The sequence below is a fragment of the Streptococcus sp. Z554 genome, from assembly GCF_053010305.1.
On record NZ_JBRKNV010000005.1, the window covers coordinates 74566 to 94285 of the forward strand.

At 39.4% G+C, this 19720-nt stretch carries 19 protein-coding genes; 4 read left to right on the forward strand and 15 right to left on the reverse strand.

The window, feature by feature from the left end; genetic code table 11:
• Positions 1-2: 2 nt before the first annotated feature.
• Positions 3-269: a hypothetical protein gene (locus tag ACVC7R_RS05840; protein ID WP_447263920.1), complete on the reverse strand. Its 267-nt coding sequence runs from the start codon at positions 267-269 to the stop codon at positions 3-5.
• 144 nt (positions 270-413) lie between these two features.
• Between ACVC7R_RS05840 and ACVC7R_RS05845 the strand changes: the two genes are divergently transcribed.
• Positions 414-1862, forward strand: a complete 1449-nt coding sequence (locus ACVC7R_RS05845) for an APC family permease (RefSeq protein ID WP_447263921.1) — start codon at positions 414-416, stop codon at positions 1860-1862.
• 107 nt (positions 1863-1969) lie between these two features.
• Here the strand turns inward: ACVC7R_RS05845 and polA are convergent, their stop codons facing one another.
• The 9 genes from polA to ACVC7R_RS05890 form a co-directional block, all read right to left on the reverse strand.
• Entirely contained in the window at positions 1970-4603 is a 2634-nt protein-coding gene (gene polA / locus ACVC7R_RS05850; RefSeq protein ID WP_447263922.1) for a DNA polymerase I, read from the reverse strand.
• 63 nt (positions 4604-4666) lie between these two features.
• Positions 4667-5788: an SH3 domain-containing protein gene (locus ACVC7R_RS05855; RefSeq protein WP_447263923.1), complete on the reverse strand. Its 1122-nt coding sequence runs from the start codon at positions 5786-5788 to the stop codon at positions 4667-4669.
• Positions 5789-5882: 94 nt separating this feature from the next.
• Positions 5883-6149: a Veg family protein gene (locus ACVC7R_RS05860; RefSeq protein WP_447263924.1), complete on the reverse strand. Its 267-nt coding sequence runs from the start codon at positions 6147-6149 to the stop codon at positions 5883-5885.
• Entirely contained in the window at positions 6146-7504 is a 1359-nt protein-coding gene (dnaB, locus tag ACVC7R_RS05865; protein ID WP_447263925.1) for a replicative DNA helicase, read from the reverse strand. The genes ACVC7R_RS05860 and dnaB overlap by 4 nt, the downstream gene beginning before the upstream one ends.
• Before the next feature lie 42 nt (positions 7505-7546).
• Entirely contained in the window at positions 7547-7999 is a 453-nt protein-coding gene (gene rplI / locus ACVC7R_RS05870) for a 50S ribosomal protein L9 (protein ID WP_447263926.1), read from the reverse strand.
• Positions 7996-9969: a DHH family phosphoesterase gene (locus ACVC7R_RS05875; protein ID WP_447263927.1), complete on the reverse strand. Its 1974-nt coding sequence runs from the start codon at positions 9967-9969 to the stop codon at positions 7996-7998. Before ACVC7R_RS05875 ends, rplI begins: the two co-directional genes overlap by 4 nt.
• Before the next feature lie 152 nt (positions 9970-10121).
• Positions 10122-10670 carry a ribosome hibernation-promoting factor, HPF/YfiA family gene (gene hpf, locus ACVC7R_RS05880; protein ID WP_447263928.1) on the reverse strand — a complete coding sequence of 183 codons (549 nt, stop codon included), beginning with the start codon at positions 10668-10670 and terminating at the stop codon, positions 10122-10124.
• 79 nt (positions 10671-10749) lie between these two features.
• Positions 10750-11412: a ComF family protein gene (locus tag ACVC7R_RS05885; protein ID WP_447263929.1), complete on the reverse strand. Its 663-nt coding sequence runs from the start codon at positions 11410-11412 to the stop codon at positions 10750-10752.
• Positions 11409-12707: a DEAD/DEAH box helicase gene (locus ACVC7R_RS05890; protein ID WP_447263930.1), complete on the reverse strand. Its 1299-nt coding sequence runs from the start codon at positions 12705-12707 to the stop codon at positions 11409-11411. The genes ACVC7R_RS05885 and ACVC7R_RS05890 overlap by 4 nt, the downstream gene beginning before the upstream one ends.
• Positions 12708-12762: 55 nt before the next feature.
• Between ACVC7R_RS05890 and ACVC7R_RS05895 the strand changes: the two genes are divergently transcribed.
• The 3 genes from ACVC7R_RS05895 (at position 12763) to cysK (ending at position 14878) form a co-directional block, all read left to right on the forward strand.
• Positions 12763-13398, forward strand: coding sequence for a YigZ family protein (locus ACVC7R_RS05895; protein WP_447263931.1), 636 nt, complete (start codon positions 12763-12765; stop codon positions 13396-13398).
• A gap of 13 nt (positions 13399-13411) precedes the next feature.
• The gene (locus ACVC7R_RS05900; RefSeq protein ID WP_447263932.1) at positions 13412-13855 is read left to right on the forward strand and encodes a PH domain-containing protein; all 444 of its coding nucleotides are present in this window, start codon (positions 13412-13414) and stop codon (positions 13853-13855) included.
• A gap of 96 nt (positions 13856-13951) precedes the next feature.
• Positions 13952-14878, forward strand: a complete 927-nt coding sequence (gene cysK, locus ACVC7R_RS05905) for a cysteine synthase A (protein WP_447263933.1) — start codon at positions 13952-13954, stop codon at positions 14876-14878.
• 84 nt (positions 14879-14962) lie between these two features.
• On the opposite strand, the gene tsf is transcribed toward cysK, so the two are convergent.
• The 5 genes from tsf to mreC form a co-directional block, all read right to left on the reverse strand.
• A complete protein-coding gene (gene tsf / locus ACVC7R_RS05910; protein WP_447263934.1) occupies positions 14963-16003 on the reverse strand; it encodes a translation elongation factor Ts in 1041 nt (346 codons plus the stop codon).
• A 79-nt stretch (positions 16004-16082) separates the two neighbouring features.
• Positions 16083-16865 (reverse strand): 30S ribosomal protein S2, encoded by a 783-nt coding sequence (gene rpsB, locus ACVC7R_RS05915; protein ID WP_004250981.1) that lies wholly within the window; start codon positions 16863-16865, stop codon positions 16083-16085.
• A gap of 224 nt (positions 16866-17089) precedes the next feature.
• The gene (pcsB, locus tag ACVC7R_RS05920) at positions 17090-18298 is read right to left on the reverse strand and encodes a peptidoglycan hydrolase PcsB (RefSeq protein WP_447263935.1); all 1209 of its coding nucleotides are present in this window, start codon (positions 18296-18298) and stop codon (positions 17090-17092) included.
• A gap of 94 nt (positions 18299-18392) precedes the next feature.
• Entirely contained in the window at positions 18393-18887 is a 495-nt protein-coding gene (gene mreD / locus ACVC7R_RS05925; RefSeq protein ID WP_447263936.1) for a rod shape-determining protein MreD, read from the reverse strand.
• A complete protein-coding gene (gene mreC, locus ACVC7R_RS05930) occupies positions 18884-19705 on the reverse strand; it encodes a rod shape-determining protein MreC (RefSeq protein WP_447263937.1) in 822 nt (273 codons plus the stop codon). Before mreC ends, mreD begins: the two co-directional genes overlap by 4 nt.
• Positions 19706-19720 lie beyond the last annotated feature (15 nt).

Genomic DNA, 19720 nt, shown 5'->3' on the forward strand with positions numbered 1-19720 from the left:
TGTCATGCGCAAAGGGGGTTTCTTATCCATATAAAGTTATCCACAACCTGTGAGTAACTTTCAGCTTTTCTTTGGAAAATATTTTCAAGTTTTTCCAAAATATCTTTCCAATCCAAGTCTATAGGATTTACAACCGAACGCAGTCTAAAAATCCTGTTATACCAAGGTTTGTAAAGACTTGCATTGTTTTCTATTCTATCAATTTCATCTCTTCTTCTCACATCAAAACGATAAAGAGACAGTTGTTGTTGATACCTTAAGTTATCCACAAGTTGTGGATAACATTTTCTCAACTAAGCAATCCTAGTGCCTATCTGTTAGCTGACTTTTACATTTTTTATAGTAAATTTTAAATGTTGTTAGGCGCTTTCAAAAAAACATGATATACTGAAATTATCAGAAAAGGAGACATTATGAAAAAAGATCAACACCAACTTAATTGGCTGATGGTTTCTCTGATTGCTTTCAACATGGTTTGGGGGCTAGGAAACGTCGTCAACAACTATTCTCAACAGGGGATTTCAGTAGTCGTATCTTGGGTTTTAATCCTCGCGCTCTACTTTATCCCATATTCCCTCATCGTCGGACAACTCGGTTCTACCTTTAAGGAAAGCGGAAGCGGTGTTAGTGACTGGATTGAAAAAACATCAACCAAACGTCTAGCCTACTTTGCTGCTTGGACCTACTGGGTTGTTCACATTCCTTACCTCGCACAAAAGCCTCAAGGAATCCTGATTCCGCTCGGATGGGCCTTGCAAGGTAACGGACAGTTTCTAAAACAAATTGACATCCACTGGATTGTTATTCTCTGCTTACTTATCTTTGGACTTTTCCTCTACCTTTCTACAAAAGGATTGACAACTCTTAAAGTCATCGGTAGCCTGGCAGGAAGTGCCATGTTAATCATGTCTTTACTCTTTGTGCTTTTAGCTGTCGGTCTGCCTTTCATCAAACCAGACATCCAGTTTGCGACACCACACATGGACCAACTGAGCACCTACATTCCAAACTTTGATTTTTCTTATTTTACAACCATCTCACTACTGGTCTTTGCAGTTGGTGGTTGTGAAAAAATTTCCCCTTATGTGAATCAAACTCGCAATCCTGCAAAAGAATTTCCAAAAGGTATGATTGTAATGGCAATCATGGTAGGTCTCTCTGCTATCCTCGGGTCAGTTGCCATGGGAATGCTATTTGATGGCAATAATATCCCTGAAGACCTCATGCGTAATGGTGCTTATCAAGCCTTCCAAATCTTAGGAAATTCTTGGGGAGTTGGAAATCTCTTTGTCGTAATCTACGCTCTTACAAACATGGTCGGACAAATTGCGGCACTTGCCTTCTCTATTGACGCACCATTACAAATCCTTCTCAATAATGCTGACGAAAACTTTATCCCAAGCTGGCTTCGCAAACGTACTGAAAAGGGTGTCCTCATTAACGGTTACCTCCTTACAGGTGTCCTCGTTAGCCTTATCATCATCCTTCCAATTTTTGGTATTCAGGAAATTGATGGACTTGTAAAATGGATGACCAACCTCAATTCTATCGTAATGCCAATGCGCTATCTCTGGGTATTCCTTGCCTATATGATGCTCAATCGCGCTTGGAAAACATTCAAAAATGCAGAATACAAGTTTGTTAACAATCCTAAGCTTGGCTTTGTGATCGGTACTTGGTGCTTCCTCTTCACTGCCTTTGCTTGTATCCTAGGTATGGTTCCAAAAATTAGCTATGCTGAGAATCCAACTGCTTGGCAATTCTCTCTTCTTACAAACATCTTGACACCAATTATTTTGATTGGTTTAGGTGTTATTCTACCAATACTTGCCAAAAAAGAACAAAAGAAACAAGTCAAATAATCTCTACTATTTGCTAGATAGTTCCACTTTTGTCTTTTCCTGAAAGAAAAATCCCCTTCGAACAGTAGCGTTCAAGGGGATTTCTTTTTGTCTAATAAGCCATTTTTTTATTTGGCCTCATACCAAGTCACACCTTCATTTTCATCAGCAATCAGTGGCACACTGAGTTGAATGGCTTCTTCCATGGTTTGTTTGACGAGTTTTTTTATGGCAGCCAATTCTGACTTAGGCACTTCAAGAACAATTTCATCGTGCACTTGCAAGAGCATTTTCGTTTGATATCCACCTGCTACCAAGGCCTTATCTAGCTGAATCATAGCGATTTTGAGAATATCTGCAGCCGATCCTTGAATAGGTGAGTTGATAGCTGTACGCTCTGCAAAGCCACGAATGTTAAAGTTACGCGAATTGATATCTGGCAACTCACGACGACGTTTGAAGAGAGTCTCCACATAACCCTTATCACGCGCCTCACGAACCACTTCATCCATGTAATTTTTGATACCTGGGAAGCGTTCAAAATAGGTATCGATATAGGCTTTAGCCTCTTTACGACTGATACCTAGATTGTTTGATAAACCAAAGTCTGAAATTCCGTAAACAACTCCAAAGTTGACAGCCTTGGCATTGCGACGGTCGTTTGGAGTCACATCCTCAGGACGTTCAATCCCAAAGACGCGCATGGCTGTCGAGGTATGGATATCAGCTCCCTCTTGGAAGGCTTTAATCAAGTGCTCATCTTTAGAGATATGCGCCAAAACTCGCAACTCAATCTGTGAATAGTCCGAGCTGAGAAGGACGCTATCCTCCCACTCTGGCACGAAAGCCTTACGAATGAGGCGACCTTGTTCCAAACGAACAGGGATATTTTGCAAGTTTGGATCCACACTAGACAGGCGCCCTGTCTGAGTCAAATCCTGCACATAGCGGGTATGAATCTTGCCATCATCTAAAATCCAATCCTGCAAACCAATCACATAAGTCGATTGAATCTTAGCAATCTGGCGATAATCTAAAATTTTCTTGACGATTGGGGCAATAGGAGCTAGGCGCTCTAAGACATCCACCGCTGTCGAGTAACCTGTCTTGGTTTTCTTGGTGTATTCGAGGGGAAGACCTAACTTTTCAAAGAGTAGTTCGCCTAGCTGTTTCGGTGAGTTGATATTAAACTCCTCACCAGCCAATTCATAAATCTCTTGAGTTAGCTTTTCAATGACAAGCTCATTTTCAGCTTGCATCTCGAGTAGAGTTTCTTTTTTAACCTTGATCCCAGCGATTTCCATCTTAGCAAGAACAAAGGCCAGAGGTTGCTCCATGTCATAGAGAAGGTCTAATTGTCCGTTTTCACTTAACTTTTCAAGCAATACAGGCTCTGTCTCAACCAGCACAGCAACCTTGCGAGCCAAGTGCTCCAAGAAGGTTTCTCTCTCAGGGATAGCTTTCTTGACACCCTTACCATAGAAGGTTTCATCATCGACTAGGTAAGTTTGACCATAGAGACTAGCAATGGTTGAAATTTCATTATTCTCTACAGTAGAGAGAAGGTATTTGGCCAAGCGACTGTCAAAAGCTGGAGCCTGCAAATTCAAACCAAAACGATTTAAGAGGACTTTAGCTTTCTTAAAATCATACACTTTCAGAGGTGTTTTTTCTAGAAAATCCTTTAGAATCGAATCCTGTAGAAGTTCCAGCTTATCTGTGGCATAGAGCTTGTCTCCACAAGACCAAGCAAAACCAACTAAATCATCTGTATGGTAGTTTTCTCCAAAAAGTTCAAAGTGGAAGATGGAGTCGGCACTCAGCATGTCTTCGCTCACCTTGTCCACCATAGTGAAATTCAAAGTCTCAGCTTGATTAGCCTGAGAAGCATTCAAGGCTTGTTTGAGCTGCTTAAAGCCCATCTCATCGTAAAATTTACCTAAACTTTCTACATTGGGACCACTATAAACCAAATCATCTAGGCCAATCTCGATTGGTGCCTTTGTATCAATGGTCGCTAGTGTTTTAGACAAAAAGGCTTGTTCCTTGTCATTGACAAGATTTTCCTTCATCTTTGAAGCCTTCATGCCATCGATATTTTCATAAATACCTTCGAGCGAGCCGTGTTCTAACAAGAGCTTGATCCCAGTCTTTTCACCAATCTTAGTGACGCCAGGGATATTATCAGACTTATCCCCCATGAGGGCCTTAAGATCAATAAACTGAGCTGGGGTAATCCCCATCTTTTCCATGAGATATTCTGGGGTAAAGGCCTCAAACTCGGCGACACCTTTCTTAGAAATCTCAACCACCGTATGTTCATCCGTCAACTGGATTAAGTCTTTATCTCCGCTGACGATTGTTACATCAAAAGATTCCTTTTCAGCCAAGCGACCAAGAGTTCCAATGATATCATCCGCCTCATACTGAGCCAACTCATAATGACGAATTCCAAGATGGTCTAGCATCTCACGAATAAAGGGGAATTGCTCCCGAAACTCATCTGGTGTCTTAGCACGGCCACCCTTATAGTCTGCATACATCTCTGTACGGAAGGTTGTCTTCCCTGCATCAAAAGCAACCAAAATATGGCTCGGCTGAACGCGTTCCAAGAGGTGATTTAGCATCAGGTGAAAACCATAGATTGCATTGGTATGTAGTCCATTGTCGTTTTTAAAACGATCCAGTTGCTGATAAAGAGCGAAAAAAGCACGAAAAGCAACTGAAGATCCATCAATCAATAATAATTTTTTCTTGTCCATACACCCATTATAAAGGAAAGCAGGGAAAAATACCATCGGGAAGAGTTAGATTATCGGGGAAGCTTATTGGGGTGCTTGTTCTACTCGCGCACCGTTGCTGTCAACTTGGAAGCCATCGATAGTCGTATCTACTGCCAATTCTCCAGAGGCGTTCACGTAATAATGTTTCCCTGAAACCTGGAACCACTGATCTGTTTTCATAGCTCCTGAGTTTTCAAAATAATACCAAATGCCCTTATCCTTCAACCATCCTGTCTGCATTTCTCCAGATGATTTCAAGTAGTACCACTTGGAACCGTCTTTTAGCCAACCTGTTTTCATTGAACCATTAGTTTGGAAATAGTACCAACTGGCGTTTATCTTTTTCCAACCAAGTGAGACTTTCCCATCTTCATAGTAGTACCAAGTTGTCCCCTGTTTTTCCCATCCATTCTTAGCAGTTGCTGTTTTAGCTAGCTGGACATATCTGCGATTTCCAGTTCGGGATAGATAACTAAGCCATTTGTAGCCATCTTTTTCAAGAGTCTGATCGTAATGAACACTTTCTCCAGGGTAATAATAATCAATAATCTCAGCCTGTTGTGATGGCTGGTTCATAATAGCAGCTTTTTCTGTAAAAACATGGGTTCCGCTAGATACTAAAGTTGCCTGGTGATTCCCTGTGCTAGCCTGTCCTACATCTTTAAAATGAATGAAGCCAGTCATAGAGCTTGCCTTCACAATTCTACGATTGTACTTCTCTCTAACACCATAATTGTACTCCTCGATTTCAATCATGTCACCAAGGACATTGGATACCCAGGCTACGTGGCCATACTGTCCGCTCGCATCCCAAGCTATAGAGCCAATTACTGGATTCTGATCGACACGATAGCCTTCTCTTTTAGCCCGATATCCCCATTGATTTGCATTTCCATACGCAGCTGGTAACTCAAAACCATTTACACTGCTAAGACGAAAGGCAGCAAATGAAGTACACTGTCTTGAGTACATTCGCCACTTATCAATTTCTTGACTTCCATTTTTATAATAATAGGGATAATCATCTCCACGAGCTAGGGAACCATTGTTTGCCTGATTGGCATGAACAGCTCCTCCACCAAACAAAAAAGCACCTGCTAACAATAGTGAAGCTGTCCCCACTGTCGTTCTCTTAAGAAAAGTTCCCTTTTTACTATCTGTCATTCATTCTCCTTCGAATAGATAAATTTTTGAGGTTGACCTCATTTATATCATTCGAAAGAAAAAGAAAAAAGTGAGAAAACTCCCACTTTCAAGCTTAATCCAAATAGTGAATTAAATTCTTTTCTGTTAAAATATCTGAATAGGTGAAGGATTCAACATAGACATTGGCCTGTTTGTCCCCTTCAACATTTCCAAATTCAACGATAAAAAGCGATGGATAAACTTCAATAAGTCTTCCCAAACGATTTTTTTGACGTTTACGACCGTTTTCTAAGGTCATTTCCACGATTTGTCCTTCATGCGCCTTGATTTCTTCCTTGATTTTTTTCATCTTGGCTACATCTGTAAATGCATCTGTCATCTTTGTTCCTCTCTCTTCGAAATACTTGAAAACTTGTTATACTCTTTTTGGAAAATCAATTCTACCGTTCCACGTGCACCGCTACGGTTTTTCTCAATAATAACTTCTACCTTGTTATTCGGAAGTCCTTCCTCTTCTTCGCCACCGCGTTCATAATAGTCATCTCGATAGAGAAAGGCTACGATATCCGCATCCTGCTCGATAGATCCAGACTCACGAATATCTGATAACACCGGCCTTTTATCTTGACGTTGCTCAACACTACGTGACAACTGACTTAGCGCGATAACAGGCACCTTCAGCTCCTTAGCTAGGATTTTCAACTGACGTGAAATCTCTGACACCTCTTGTTGACGGTTCTCACGGCCAGTCCCTGTAATTAGCTGCAGGTAGTCAATCAAAATCAAGCCAAGATTGCCAGTTTCTTGAGCCAATTTTCTGGCGCGTGAACGAATCTCCGTAATTCGAATTCCAGGGGTATCATCAATATAGATACTTGCTTTTGCAAGATTCCCTTGAGCAATCGTATATTTACGCCACTCTTCCTCAGTAAGTTGACCTGTACGGATAGAGTGAGACTCCACTAGTCCTTCGGCAGCCAACATACGATCGACCAGACTCTCAGCCCCCATCTCGAGAGAGAAAATTGCAACAGTCTTGTCTAGCTTGGTTCCAATATTTTGAGCAATATTCAAGGCAAAAGCCGTCTTACCAACCGCAGGACGAGCTGCTATAATAATCAACTCCTCCTCGTGCAACCCAGTTGTCATATGATCCAAATCTTGATAACCAGTTGCAATCCCCGTAATATCAGATGTTTGTTGTGATCGAACTTCCAGGTTCCCAAAGTTAAGATTTAAAATGTCACGAATGTTTCTAAAGCCACTACGATTTGCATTCTCGCTGACATCAATCAAACCTTTTTCGGCTTGTGCAATGATTTCATCTGCAGGGCTAGAGGCTTCATAAGCTTGGTTTATAGACTCCGTCAACTTAGCAATCAAACGACGAAGTGTGGCTTTCTCTGCTACAATTTTTGCATAGTATTCAGCGTTTGCAGAGGTTGGTACAGAGTTGATAATCTCAACAAGGTAGGACAAGCCACCAATATTTTGCAAATCACCTTGATCATCTAATATCGTGCGAACAGTCGTTGCATCAATGGCTTCGCCACGATCTGACAAGTCAACCATGGCCTGAAAAATCAAACGGTGAGCATACTTAAAGAAGTCTCGAGAGTCAATATATTCTCGAACAAATACGAGTTTACTCTCATCGATAAATATAGCTCCCAATACAGATTGTTCTGCCAAGATATCCTGGGGCTGAACTCGTAGTTCTTCTACTTCTGCCATCAGATTTTCCTTCCTTTTACAAAATCATTCCTCAAATCTAGTTTAGCCTTCTTTTACACGAAGATTGATGACGCTAGTCACATCCTGATAAATTTTTACAGGAACATCAATCAAGCCAACTGCTCGAATCGGAGATTGAACTTGAATATGACGTTTATCAATCTTAATTCCAAATTGTTTTTGAAGTTCTTCCGCAATTTTCTTGCTAGTAATTGAACCGAAAGTTCGACCATCTGGGCCAACTTTTTCAACAAACTCGACGACTGTTTCTTCAGCTTCGAGTTTTGCCTTAATTTCTTGTGCTTCTGCAAGAAGTTGAGCATGTGCTTTTTCTTCAGATTTTTGCTTACCTCGCAACTCTCCAATTGCTTGTGTAGTCGCTTCTTTAGCAAGGTTTTTCTTAATCAAAAAGTTTTGTGCATAACCTGTTGGAACTTCCTTAATCTCGCCTTTTTTCCCTTTACCCTTTACATCTGCTAAAAAGATTACTTTCATTCTTCTGTCTCCTCTTCTCTAATTTCATTAGAAATAACGGTTTTTAGTTTATCAGCCGCTTCTTGCAGACTCATATCTGTAAGTCGGGCAGCTGCTAGGTTGAAGTGGCCTCCACCACCTAATTCTTCCATAATCCGTTGCACATTGATCTTACTTCGACTTCGTGCAGAAATGGAAATATCCCCTTGGCTGTTTTTTGCAATGACAAAGCTAGCTTCAATACCCGACATGGCTAACATCGTATCAGCTGCCTTACTGATCACTACAGTATCATACTCCTTATTATCCTTAGCTTGAGCCACAAGAATAGAAGGTTGTACGGCCTGTCCTTGCAAGATAAGCTCATTCACCAATCGATACTCTTCAAAGTCAGTTGCTGCAAGTTCTTGGATTACAATACTATCACTACCACGTGTTCTTAGATAACTTGCCACGTCAAAGGTTCGGCTAGTCACGCGAGAGGTGAAATTCTTAGTATCCAGCATCATACCACCCATGAGAACACTAGCTTGGATACGACTTAAACGTGATTTCTTAGAGTTCTGGAATTGAATCAACTCTGTTACAAGCTCACTCGCACTACTTGCCCCACTCTCGATATAGGTGATAACAGCATTTTCCGGGAAATCCTGATCTCGTCTATGATGGTCAATAACTATCGTTTGTGTGAATAAATCATAAAACTCTTTTGACAAAGTCAAGGCCGTCTTTGAATGGTCCACCATCACTAGCAAGGAACGATTCGTGACCATTTCCATAGCTTGATTCAGAGGAAGAAGTTTTGTAACTCCCTCATTTTCTAAAAATTGAATGGCACGATGGATGTCCGGAGACATTTGTTCTGCATCATAGACTACAAAACTTTCGTCCAAGACGTTACTAGAAAACAATTGCATACCGACGGCAGATCCCAAAGCATCCATGTCTAAGTTTTTATGGCCAACAACAAATACACAATCGACACTCTTCAATTTTTCAGAGATTGCCGTCATCATCGCTCTAGTACGTGTTCTTGTTCGTTTGATAGAAGCTGCAGAGCCACCACCAAAATAAATTGGATTCTTCATTTCATCGTTTTCTTTTACAACGACTTGGTCTCCACCCCGAACTTCTGCAAGGTTGAGATTGGATAAAGCAACTTTACCAATACTCTCATGATCGCCATCACCGTATGAAAAGCCCATACTCATGGTTAAGGCTAAATCTCTCTGCTTAGCTTCTTCACGGAAGGTATCAATCACAGAAAACTTGTCCTGCATCAAATGTTCCAATACCGTATAGTCAGTAAACAAGTAAAAACGATCCATAGTCACTCTACGAGAAAACATGTGATGTTTTCCGGTAAATTCTGCGACAAAATTCGCAACAAAACTATTAATATGACTGATATCTGATTCAGATGTTTCGTTCTCTAAATCATCATAATTATCTACTGAAATAATACCAATTACAGGGCGACTCGTAACCAATTCTACTGTGGCCTCATACTCGCCAGAAACATCGAAAAAGTAGAGCACACCAGAATTTCTATCTAGATGCACCGCATAACGTTTTCCCCCTACATTAGCATAAATACCAGGCGAAGTAATGGATGTTTTTATAATTTCTTGAACTTGAGGAAGGTCAATTTCTCCATCTTCCGTTGTCAACATTAACTCTGCGTAGGGGTTGAACCACTCAATCTCACTACTTTCCATGTTTATCTTGACAACTCCAACAGGCATCTGTTCTAAAAGTGAACTTAAACTATCTTCCGCCTGATGGTTTACGTACTGGATCTGTTCAATTTCTGTTTTCTGATAAGATTTCTTCTGTAAATAAAATAGCAAAAGAAATGCCACCATCAAGAAAAATAAGCACGCTATTGTGACTAGGGTATTTTGAAGAAAAATAACTACTACAGTCATGATTATAAAGGCAATCCCAGCAAATAAGTATATAAAAAAGGGATTCATTTCATTTTTTTTCATTACAAACCTCTTGCGCAATATTATACCATATTTGCACTGAAAAAGCGACCTTTAGAGAAGGAATAGCACTTGTACTCAAATGTAGTGCACATGAATACAAAAGGTGGTTTACACTAGTGTAAACCACCTTTTTAATCTAATCATACTAAGAATTATGATTCTTTTACTTCAAGAAGACCGATGTCTCCATCTTCGCGTCGATAAATGACATTCGTTGTTTCATCTTCAACATCAATGTAAATGAAGAAATCATGACCCAATAGGTCCATCTGAAGAAGTGCTTCTTCAAGATCCATTGGTTTTAAATCAATTTGTTTTGAACGAACAACTTTAGCTTGAGCCACATCTGTCTCTTCAACCAAAGCATCTGTAAATAATTGGCTAGTAGAAACTTTGTTTCTGTTTTTGCGTTCAATTTTAGTTTTATTCTTACGGATTTGACGCTCAATCTTATCTGTCACCAAATCAATAGATCCATACATATCTTGAGAAACGTCTTCTGCACGAAGTGTAATAGATCCAAGTGGAATCGTTACTTCTACCTTAGCGGTCTTTTCACGATATACTTTCAAGTTTACACGTGCATCTAGTTCTTGATCTGCTTGGAAGTATTTTTCGATCTTTTCGAGTTTAGAAACTACATAATCACGAATTGCTTCTGTTACTTCTAGGTTTTCACCACGGATACTATATTTAATCATATAAGTACCTTCTTTCTAAACATATTTGTTTTTCTATATTTATTATAACGCTTTCAAAGAATTATTGCAATCTTTTTCCTCATCTTACGAGGGAAAATGTTCTAACTTCTTCTGCTCCTGCATTCTCAAGTAGTTTTTTTACACGGTTCAGTGTCACTCCTGTTGTATATATATCATCGATCAATAAAATCTTTTTGGGAACTGTGGCGCAATCCTTAATAAAAAACGGAAGTTCAGTCGCTAAACGTTCTGAACGAGTTTTTGAAGAACTCGCTTTCTCTTCTCTTTTTTCTAAAAGTTTCTCATAAGAAAGGCCTGTAGCCTCTATTAATCCTGCAACCTGATTAAAACCTCTTTTTGCATATCTCTCATGACTTAATGGGATTAAGATAAAATGGTAGTCCTTATAGTTGATTAGAAAATCCTTCAAAATCGATGCAAAAATCTTTCGAAGTATATAATCTCCATCAAATTTATAACGACTAAAGAAGTCTTTCATTGCTTGATTGTAAACAAAAATTGCTTGATGATTTACATCAATCCCTTCTTTACACCAAACTTGACAGTCTTTACACGAAGTTGACAGCCCTTTTTTATGACAGTTTGGGCAATGTTCTTCCCCAATCCTTTCAAAACTTTCGAAACAAGTTAAACAAACTGAAGTCTCCTCATTTTTCAACAAGAGTAGATTGCTAAAGGTTAGATTGCTTTTCAAATGCTGTCCACATAGTAAACAAGTCATAAGCCCGCCTCCTTGTTCATCAGTTTAATTTCTTTTATAGCATTCTTAATCGAACGATTTAATCCATCGTGAAAGAAAATTAAATCTCCAGTTGGTCTATCCATACTTCGACCTACACGCCCTCCAATTTGAATGAGACTTGATTTTGTAAAGAGGCGATGATTGGCTTCCACTACAACTACATCTACACAAGGGAAGGTAACTCCTCGTTCCAATATGGTTGTACTTATCAATATAGTTAATTCCCTATCCCTAAATGCTTGAACTTGTTCTAATCGGTCCTCAGTAACCGAAGATACGAAACCAATCTTCTCATTTGGAAACTGTAGCTGCAAGATTTCCTTTAACTTTTCTCCTTTTTTGATCTCGGATGCAAAAATGAGTAAAGGATAGCCAGTTTTTCTTTGTTTTTCAATATAGCTTTTTAGCCTTGCTGGTAAACGAAGTTTTTCTAAGCAACTGTCCAATTCTGATAACCAGACGGGTTTGGGAATAATCAAAGGATTTCCATGAAACCGCCTTGGCAAGCTCAGCCTTTTCAACTCTCCTGAGCGAACCTTTTTATCCAACTCATCTGTAGAAGTTGCTGTAAGAAAGATGCTGAGCCCATTTTCCTTTACACAACTCTTTACAGCCTTGTAAAGCATCTTGTTATCAACATAGGGGAAGGCATCTACTTCATCTACTATTAGTAAATCAAAAGCGTGATAAAACTTTAATAATTGATGCGTTGTTGCAACAACCAGTGGTGTTCGAAAGTATGGTTCAGAATCGCCATGCAGTAACGCAATTTCGCAGTCAAAATCGTTCTGTAATCGCTTATGTAATTCTAAACAAACATCTATACGGGGGCTGGCTAGACAAACTGCCCCGCCGTCACTAATAACCTGGGCAACAACTTGATAAATCATCTCTGTCTTTCCTGCCCCAGTCACGGCATGAACTAAAGTCGGTTGCTGACTTTCTAGTGCTTGAAGCAAACCTTCTGATACTTTACCTTGAAAAGGAGTTAATTGTCCCTGCCACTTAAGAACATCTTGCTTAGGAAATTCTTCCTGTGGGAAGTAGTATAACGCTTGATCGCTCCTTACTCGCTTCATTAACAAACATTCACGACAGTAGTAAGCATCAATAGGTAATTTCCATTCATCTTGAATCATACTATCACATCGTTGACAGAAGAGTTTCCCCTTCTCTTTTTTCATACTCTGCAGTTTTACTGCCAGTTGTCGTTCTTCTACCCTCAATTCTTGTTCAGTAAATAGACGGCCTAGATAATTTGGATTTACTTTCATACTTATATGTTCGGAAAAACTAGCGCTTTATACTATTTTTTAGTACAATTAAACCATGGAATTTAGAACAATTAAAGAGGACGGACAAGTCCAAGAAGAAATCAAAAAATCTCGCTTCATTTGCCATGCAAAACGTGTCTATAGTGAAGAAGAGGCTCGTGCTTTCATCACAGATATTAAGAAAGAACACTATAAAGCGACTCACAACTGCTCTGCTTTTATAATTGGGGAACGTAGCGAAATTAAGCGAACCAGTGATGATGGAGAACCAAGCGGAACTGCTGGTGTACCTATGCTTGGAGTTCTAGAGAACCACAATCTTACGAATGTCTGTGTAGTTGTTACCCGATATTTTGGAGGTATTAAGCTGGGTGCCGGAGGCCTCATTCGTGCTTATGCAGGAAGTGTCGCCTTGGCAGTCAAAGAAATTGGCGTCATTGAAATCAAAGAGCAAGCAGGCATTCAGATTCAAATGACGTATGCTCAATATCAAGAATACGGGAACTTTCTTAAAGAACACCATCTTATGGAACTTGAAACCAACTTTACGGATCAAGTTGAAACCATGATTTTTGTTGATAAAGACGATAAAGAAGGTATCAAAGCTGCCCTTATCGAATTTTTCAATGGGAAAGTCACCTTAACAGAACAAGGTGTACGAGAGGTCGAAGTTCCTGTTGACTTAGCTTAAAAAGGAGGAAAATATGGTATTCGGAAAATTAATCAATGGACTTGCTGGAAATTTTAGCGAACAAAACAAAGAAACTCTAATGAAAGAGTACGGTCAGTATCTACTGGAAAATGAAGAAATTCAGATCGGCTATAAGCTTATTCGAGATGCAATCATCTTTACAAACATCCGTATTATTTTTACAGACAAACAGGGGGCTACTGGGAAAAAAGTATCTATCAAATCCATTTTCCTCATGAATATTGTCGATGTTGAATTGGAAACTGCTGGCCTTGGAATCGATGACAGTGAAATGACTATCACTTATTTAGAAAATGTCTTCTTAAAAGCTCACCACGAGCACTCTAACTCTATCAAATTTGAATTTCCAAAGAAATCCGATCTTGTCCCACTCTATACTTATTTGTTAGAACTAGCTTATCAAAACCGTCTGAGAATTAATGGTTTGGAGCATTGATATAAAAAAATCCTATCGCTTCGATAGGATTTCTATATTTTACAAAAGTTTAAGATAGCGTTATACTAGTAGCATCTTATATATAGAGGTGCTATTATGGCTATTTATAACAATATCACTGGACTTATCGGAAAAACACCGATTGTTAAATTGAATAACATTGTACCAGAAGGTGCAGCAGACGTTTATGTAAAACTTGAAGCTTTCAACCCAGGTTCATCGGTTAAAGACCGTATTGCTCTTAGCATGATTGAAAAAGCAGAGCAAGAAGGGAAACTGAAACCGGGTTCTACTATTGTAGAAGCAACAAGTGGTAATACTGGTATTGGTCTTTCATGGGTTGGCGCTGCTAAAGGCTATAAGGTTGTCATCGTTATGCCTGAAACAATGAGTGTTGAACGTCGCAAGATCATCCAAGCTTATGGTGCTGAACTAGTCCTCACTCCAGGTAGTGAAGGGATGAAAGGTGCGATTGCGAAAGCGCAAGAAATTGCTGCCGAGCGTGATGGTTTCCTACCATTACAGTTTAATAACCAAGCTAACCCAGAAGTTCACGAAAGAACAACTGGAGCTGAAATTCTAGCTGATTTCGGAGCTGATGGTTTAGATGCCTTTGTTGCTGGTGTTGGTACTGGAGGAACTATTTCAGGTGTTTCTCATGCTCTTAAAACTGCTAACTCAAACATTCAAGTTTTTGCAGTTGAGGCAGACGAGTCAGCAATCTTATCAGGTGAAAAACCAGGACCTCACAAAATTCAAGGTATCTCTGCAGGATTCATCCCAGAAACACTTGATACAGAAGCTTATGATGGGATTGTCCGTGTAACATCAGACGATGCCCTTGCACTTGGACGTGAGATTGGCGGAAAAGAAGGCTTCTTGGTAGGTATTTCTTCTGCTGCAGCTATCTATGCAGCCATTGAAGTTGCTAAAAAACTTGGAGCAGGTAAAAAAGTACTTGCACTCGCACCAGATAACGGAGAGCGTTATTTATCTACAGCCCTCTATGAATTTGAAGTGTAGTCTCCTAAATACACAAAGCCCTTTAATAAGGGCTTTTAAATTTTCATAAAAAAAAAGGAAGCAAATTTGCTTCCTTTTGTATGATTAGTTATTCAAAGCTGCTGCCATTGTAGCTGCAACTTCAGCTTCAAAGTCATTCGCAGCTTTCTCGATACCTTCACCAACTTCAAAGCGAGCGAACTCAACTACTGAAGCGTTAACTGATTCAAGGTATGCTTCAACTGTCTTGCTGTCATCCATGATGTAGACTTGTGCAAGAAGTGTGTATGCTTGGTCAACTTTAGTGTTGTCAAGCATGAAGCGATCCATTTTACCTGGAATGATTTTATCCCAGATTTTTTCTGGTTTACCTTCTGCAGCCAACTCTGCTTTAATGTCAGCTTCAGCTTGAGCGATTACTTCGTCAGTCAATTGAGCTTTAGAACCATACTTCAAGTGTGGAAGAGCTGGTTTACCAACCATTGCACGGCTTTCGTTGTCTTGGTCGATCACGTGGTTCAATTGTGCCAATTCATCTTTAACAAATTGCTCATCCAATTCTTTGTATGAAAGAACAGTTGGTTTCATTGCAGCGATGTGCATTGAGATTTGTTTAGCAAGTGCTTCGTCTCCACCTTCGATGACAGAGATAACACCGATACGTCCACCGTTGTGTTGGTAAGCACCAAAGTGTTGAGCATCTGTTTTTTCAAGCAAAGCAAAACGACGGAATGAGATTTTTTCTCCGATAGTAGCAGTTGCAGATACGTATGCAGCTTCAAGAGTTTCTCCTGAAGGCATTGTCAAAGCAAGAGCTTCTTCGTTGTTAGCTGGTTTACCTTCAGCGATTACTTTAGCTGTTGCATTTACCAATTCAACGAATTGAGCGTTTTTCGCAACGAAGTCAGTTTCAGCATTTACTTCAACTACTGCTGCAACGTTACCATCAACGTAAACACCTGTCAAACCTTCTGCAGCAACACGGTCAGCTTTTTTAGCTGCTTTAGCCATACCTTTTTCGCGAAGCAATTCGATCGCTTTTTCGATATCACCTTCAACTTCAACCAATGCTTTTTTAGCGTCCATGACACCAGCACCAGATTTTTCACGCAACTCTTTAACAAGTTTAGCTGTAATTTCTGCCATTTTGTTTCTCCTATATTTTTTTAAAAATAGGAGAGCCGGGCTAAGCCCCGCCCTCCTAGGTAATTACTATTTATACGAATTAAGCGTTGTCGCCTTCAACAACTTCAACGATTTCTTCGATTGAATCTGCTTGAGCTTCTGAAGCTGCAAATTCTGCTTCAACTGCTGCTACAGCATCTTCACCTTGGCGACCTTCGATGATAGCATCTGCCAATTTAGCTGTGATCAACTTAACTGCGCGGATAGCGTCATCGTTAGCTGGGATGATTACATCGATATCGTCTGGATCAGTGTTTGTGTCAACCATCGCTACAACTGGGATACCCAATTTTTTAGCTTCTTTAACAGCGATTTGCTCTTTATGTGGGTCAACTACGTACATTACATCTGGGATGCGAGGCATGTCTTCGATACCACCCAAGAATTTTTCAAGACGAGCGCGTTGTTTGTTAAGAAGTGCAACTTCTTTCTTAGGAAGAACGTCGAAGATTCCTTCTTCTTCCATGCGTTTGATTTCTTTCAAACGAGCGATACGTTTTTGGATTGTTCCCCAGTTAGTAAGGGTACCACCCAACCAACGGTGGTTGATGTAGTATTGACCTGAACGTTCTGCTTCTTCTTTAACAGCGTCAGCAGCTTGTTTCTTAGTACCAACGAACAATACAACTGCATCGTTAGCTGCTGCATCACGCATAAAGTCGTATGCTTGGTCAGCGTATTTTACAGTTTGTTGCAAGTCGATAACGTGGATTCCGTTACGCTCAGTGAAGATGTACTTAGCCATCTTAGGGTTCCAGCGACGAGTTTGGTGACCAAAGTGTACACCAGCCTCAAGAAGTTGTTTCATTGAAATTACTGCCATGAGTATTTCTCCTTTTTTGTTTTTTCCTCTTCTCGATTTCAGCTCGCAAAACAACCCGAAGGCAACAGTTTCACAATTCATCAAGAATGAGTATTATCGTTCACACGACAAGTTTCATTTTACCACAATTCCTCAATATTATCAAGCTATTTTGATAGTTTTTTAGCAGAACTTAACAATTTAAGGATAAGAAAAGAGACTCGGCAAGAGTCTCGTTTTTTTCATTAGTTTGGATAGATGTAAGTAACGTAACCTTCAGAAGTTGTAGTTGGGTTGAACCATCCACGTTTGTTACTGATTGTACGATCTCCACCATAGTTAGATTCTGATACTTGGATACTTGTTGTAGACGAAACAGCTGTAACAACCGCTACGTGTCCATATCCACCATCATTCCAACAAGCAATCGCACCAACTTGTGGTTGAGAACCTGTACGGAAACCTGCTGCAGCTGCACTTGTTGCCCACTGCGCTCCGTTACCCCAGTAATCTCCAGCCCAAGGTGCTAATGTTTTAGCTCCCCAAGTACATTCTCCCGTTGGATAACTTGAAGCATTTGTACTATATGTAGGACGTTTGCTTACAGGAGTTGGTGCAGGTGTGTAACTTGAGTCTTCATCTGATGATGAAGAAGAACTTGAAGTTGCTTGTACTTGTGCCGCAAATGTTGTATTTGCTGAAGCTGCAACTGTTTGTTGTTGACTTGTTTGTTGAGCTTTGTAAGCTGCTTCTGCTTCAGCCGCTGCTTTCGCTTCAGCCTCAGCTGCTGCCTTTTGCTCTAACAAAGTAGCTTTTTCACTTTCTGCAGTAGCTTTTTCTGCTGCGAGATTCAACTCAGCTACTTTCAATTCAGCTTGTTTTGTTGTCAAAGCTTGAGCGTCATCTGCGAGTTTTTGTTGGTTCGCAATAACTGTGTTGATTGCTTCAGTGTTAGCAACTTGTTTCTCAGAAATAGCTTTTTTATCTTCTTTTTGTTGTTGCAACATTTTGTTGTTAGCTGAAACAATTTCACTCATAGCTGCTACACGAGAAATAGCTTCTGTGATTGAGTTAGAGTTGATAATTGTATTAATGTAGCTTGTAGCAGTTCCGTTAGTTTGTGCACTACGTGCTTGGTTTTCAAGCGATTCATTACGAGCTACGATATTTTTTGAAAGCTCTGTGATTTCACCTTCAAGTTTTTTAGATTCTTCTTGAAGTTTTTCATTCTCAGTTTGCAACTTTTCTTGTTCTGTCTGAATAGCTGTAACTTGAGTCTGAATCTCATCAACTTGCTTTTGAGCTTCTTTTTGTTGTGTTGTCAACTCACTAATTTTGCTATCTTGAGCTGCAATTTTTTCATCTGTTGTGTTAGCTTTAACACTTGAAAGCACAGCTCCTTGTGAGACTAATACTGTACTTAACATGAGTGATGCTAGAATTTTTTTCTTCATAAGTGTAAATACTCCTTCTTTAAAAAAGACAATACTAGTATATCAAAAAAAGGCCTAATAAATATTACGCCTTTATTACAGTTTTGTTTCTTTCTTATAGATATATTTTTTCAAAAATATATTGGAAAACTAACATCCATATAAAATTCAATATCATAGTAGGAACAAGGCTATAAACCATAAACACAGATAAATTTTCTGCAGTTAATCCTACCAAGTGTGCTAGGATAAAGCTAGCAAATTCAAATGTAAAAGTCATCATTAAAATAGCTAATAATCTTGTCCATCTATTTAACAGAATAACAGAGTTGCTTTTATATACGATTGCTCCAATGATCACAAAAAGGAGACTGGCAATCCCTATCAAATGGAAGAAGTAGATGTCGTAAATGAGTCCTAGAACCAAGCAATAGGCTAAAAAGAGATACTCTGATACTTCTATTGTCTCGAATAATAAGAAGATGAAGATAAAGTGGCTAATCATTTGAAAATGTGGGAAAAAGCTATTCACAAATTGTCCTAAGTGGCTATCTATCAAAACGATTAAGGGCAAGAGTAAAAACATCCCTATCTGCTTAAAAAGTCTCATGATGGATTCCCCGCTAACTCTACGACTTTTAGATTCATTGAATCAGCATGCATTTTGACCATCACTTCTCTTGTCAGATAATCATTAGTAGGTGTCACCGATACGACTTCTCCTACAGGTATGTCCGTAGCGTTGAAGTTTCCCAAACCTCCAGTTACGACTTTATCACCTTGACTAATGTCGCCACTGTTATTTAACTGGCTGATTTTTAGTAGTTCTTTTTCCTTGTCATAACCAATGATAATCCCGTAAATACTACTAGATCCGTGCTGGATTTTAACAGAAATCTTCTCTGTATTTTCAGCGTTTGTTAATAAATTGACTACGGTTGAGTTATCTTCTACTTTTTCAACACTTCCAACAAGTCCTCCACCAGAAACAACAAGCATACTAGTTGTTACACCTTGTTTTGAACCAGCATTAACTGTCAATTCCTGCTTCCAAGTTGCTGGAATTCTCATAATGACGTCTGCAGCAATGAGCTTGGTCGCATTCAATTTTGACTTCATATCTAATAATTGACGCAATTGTTCATTTTCTTCTTTCAAACGATCTGCTTCATTCTTTTCCTTTTCCATTTGATAGAGTTCTTTTTTAAGAGTCTCATTCTCATTATAAGCTCTCGTCAAATTTCCTAAATCTGACTTTGTCGCTTCTAACCATTGAAATGGTTTTTGTACAATTCTATCTATCAACGAAATCCCATCTCCAGCTTTTGTCACAAGGGTACTGGATTGTGTCGTCACTAAAAAAACTGAAACTACTAGTATAACGACAAATAGAACAATGATATATTTTGATTTTTTAAAACGATTCATGCCTTTACCTTATAT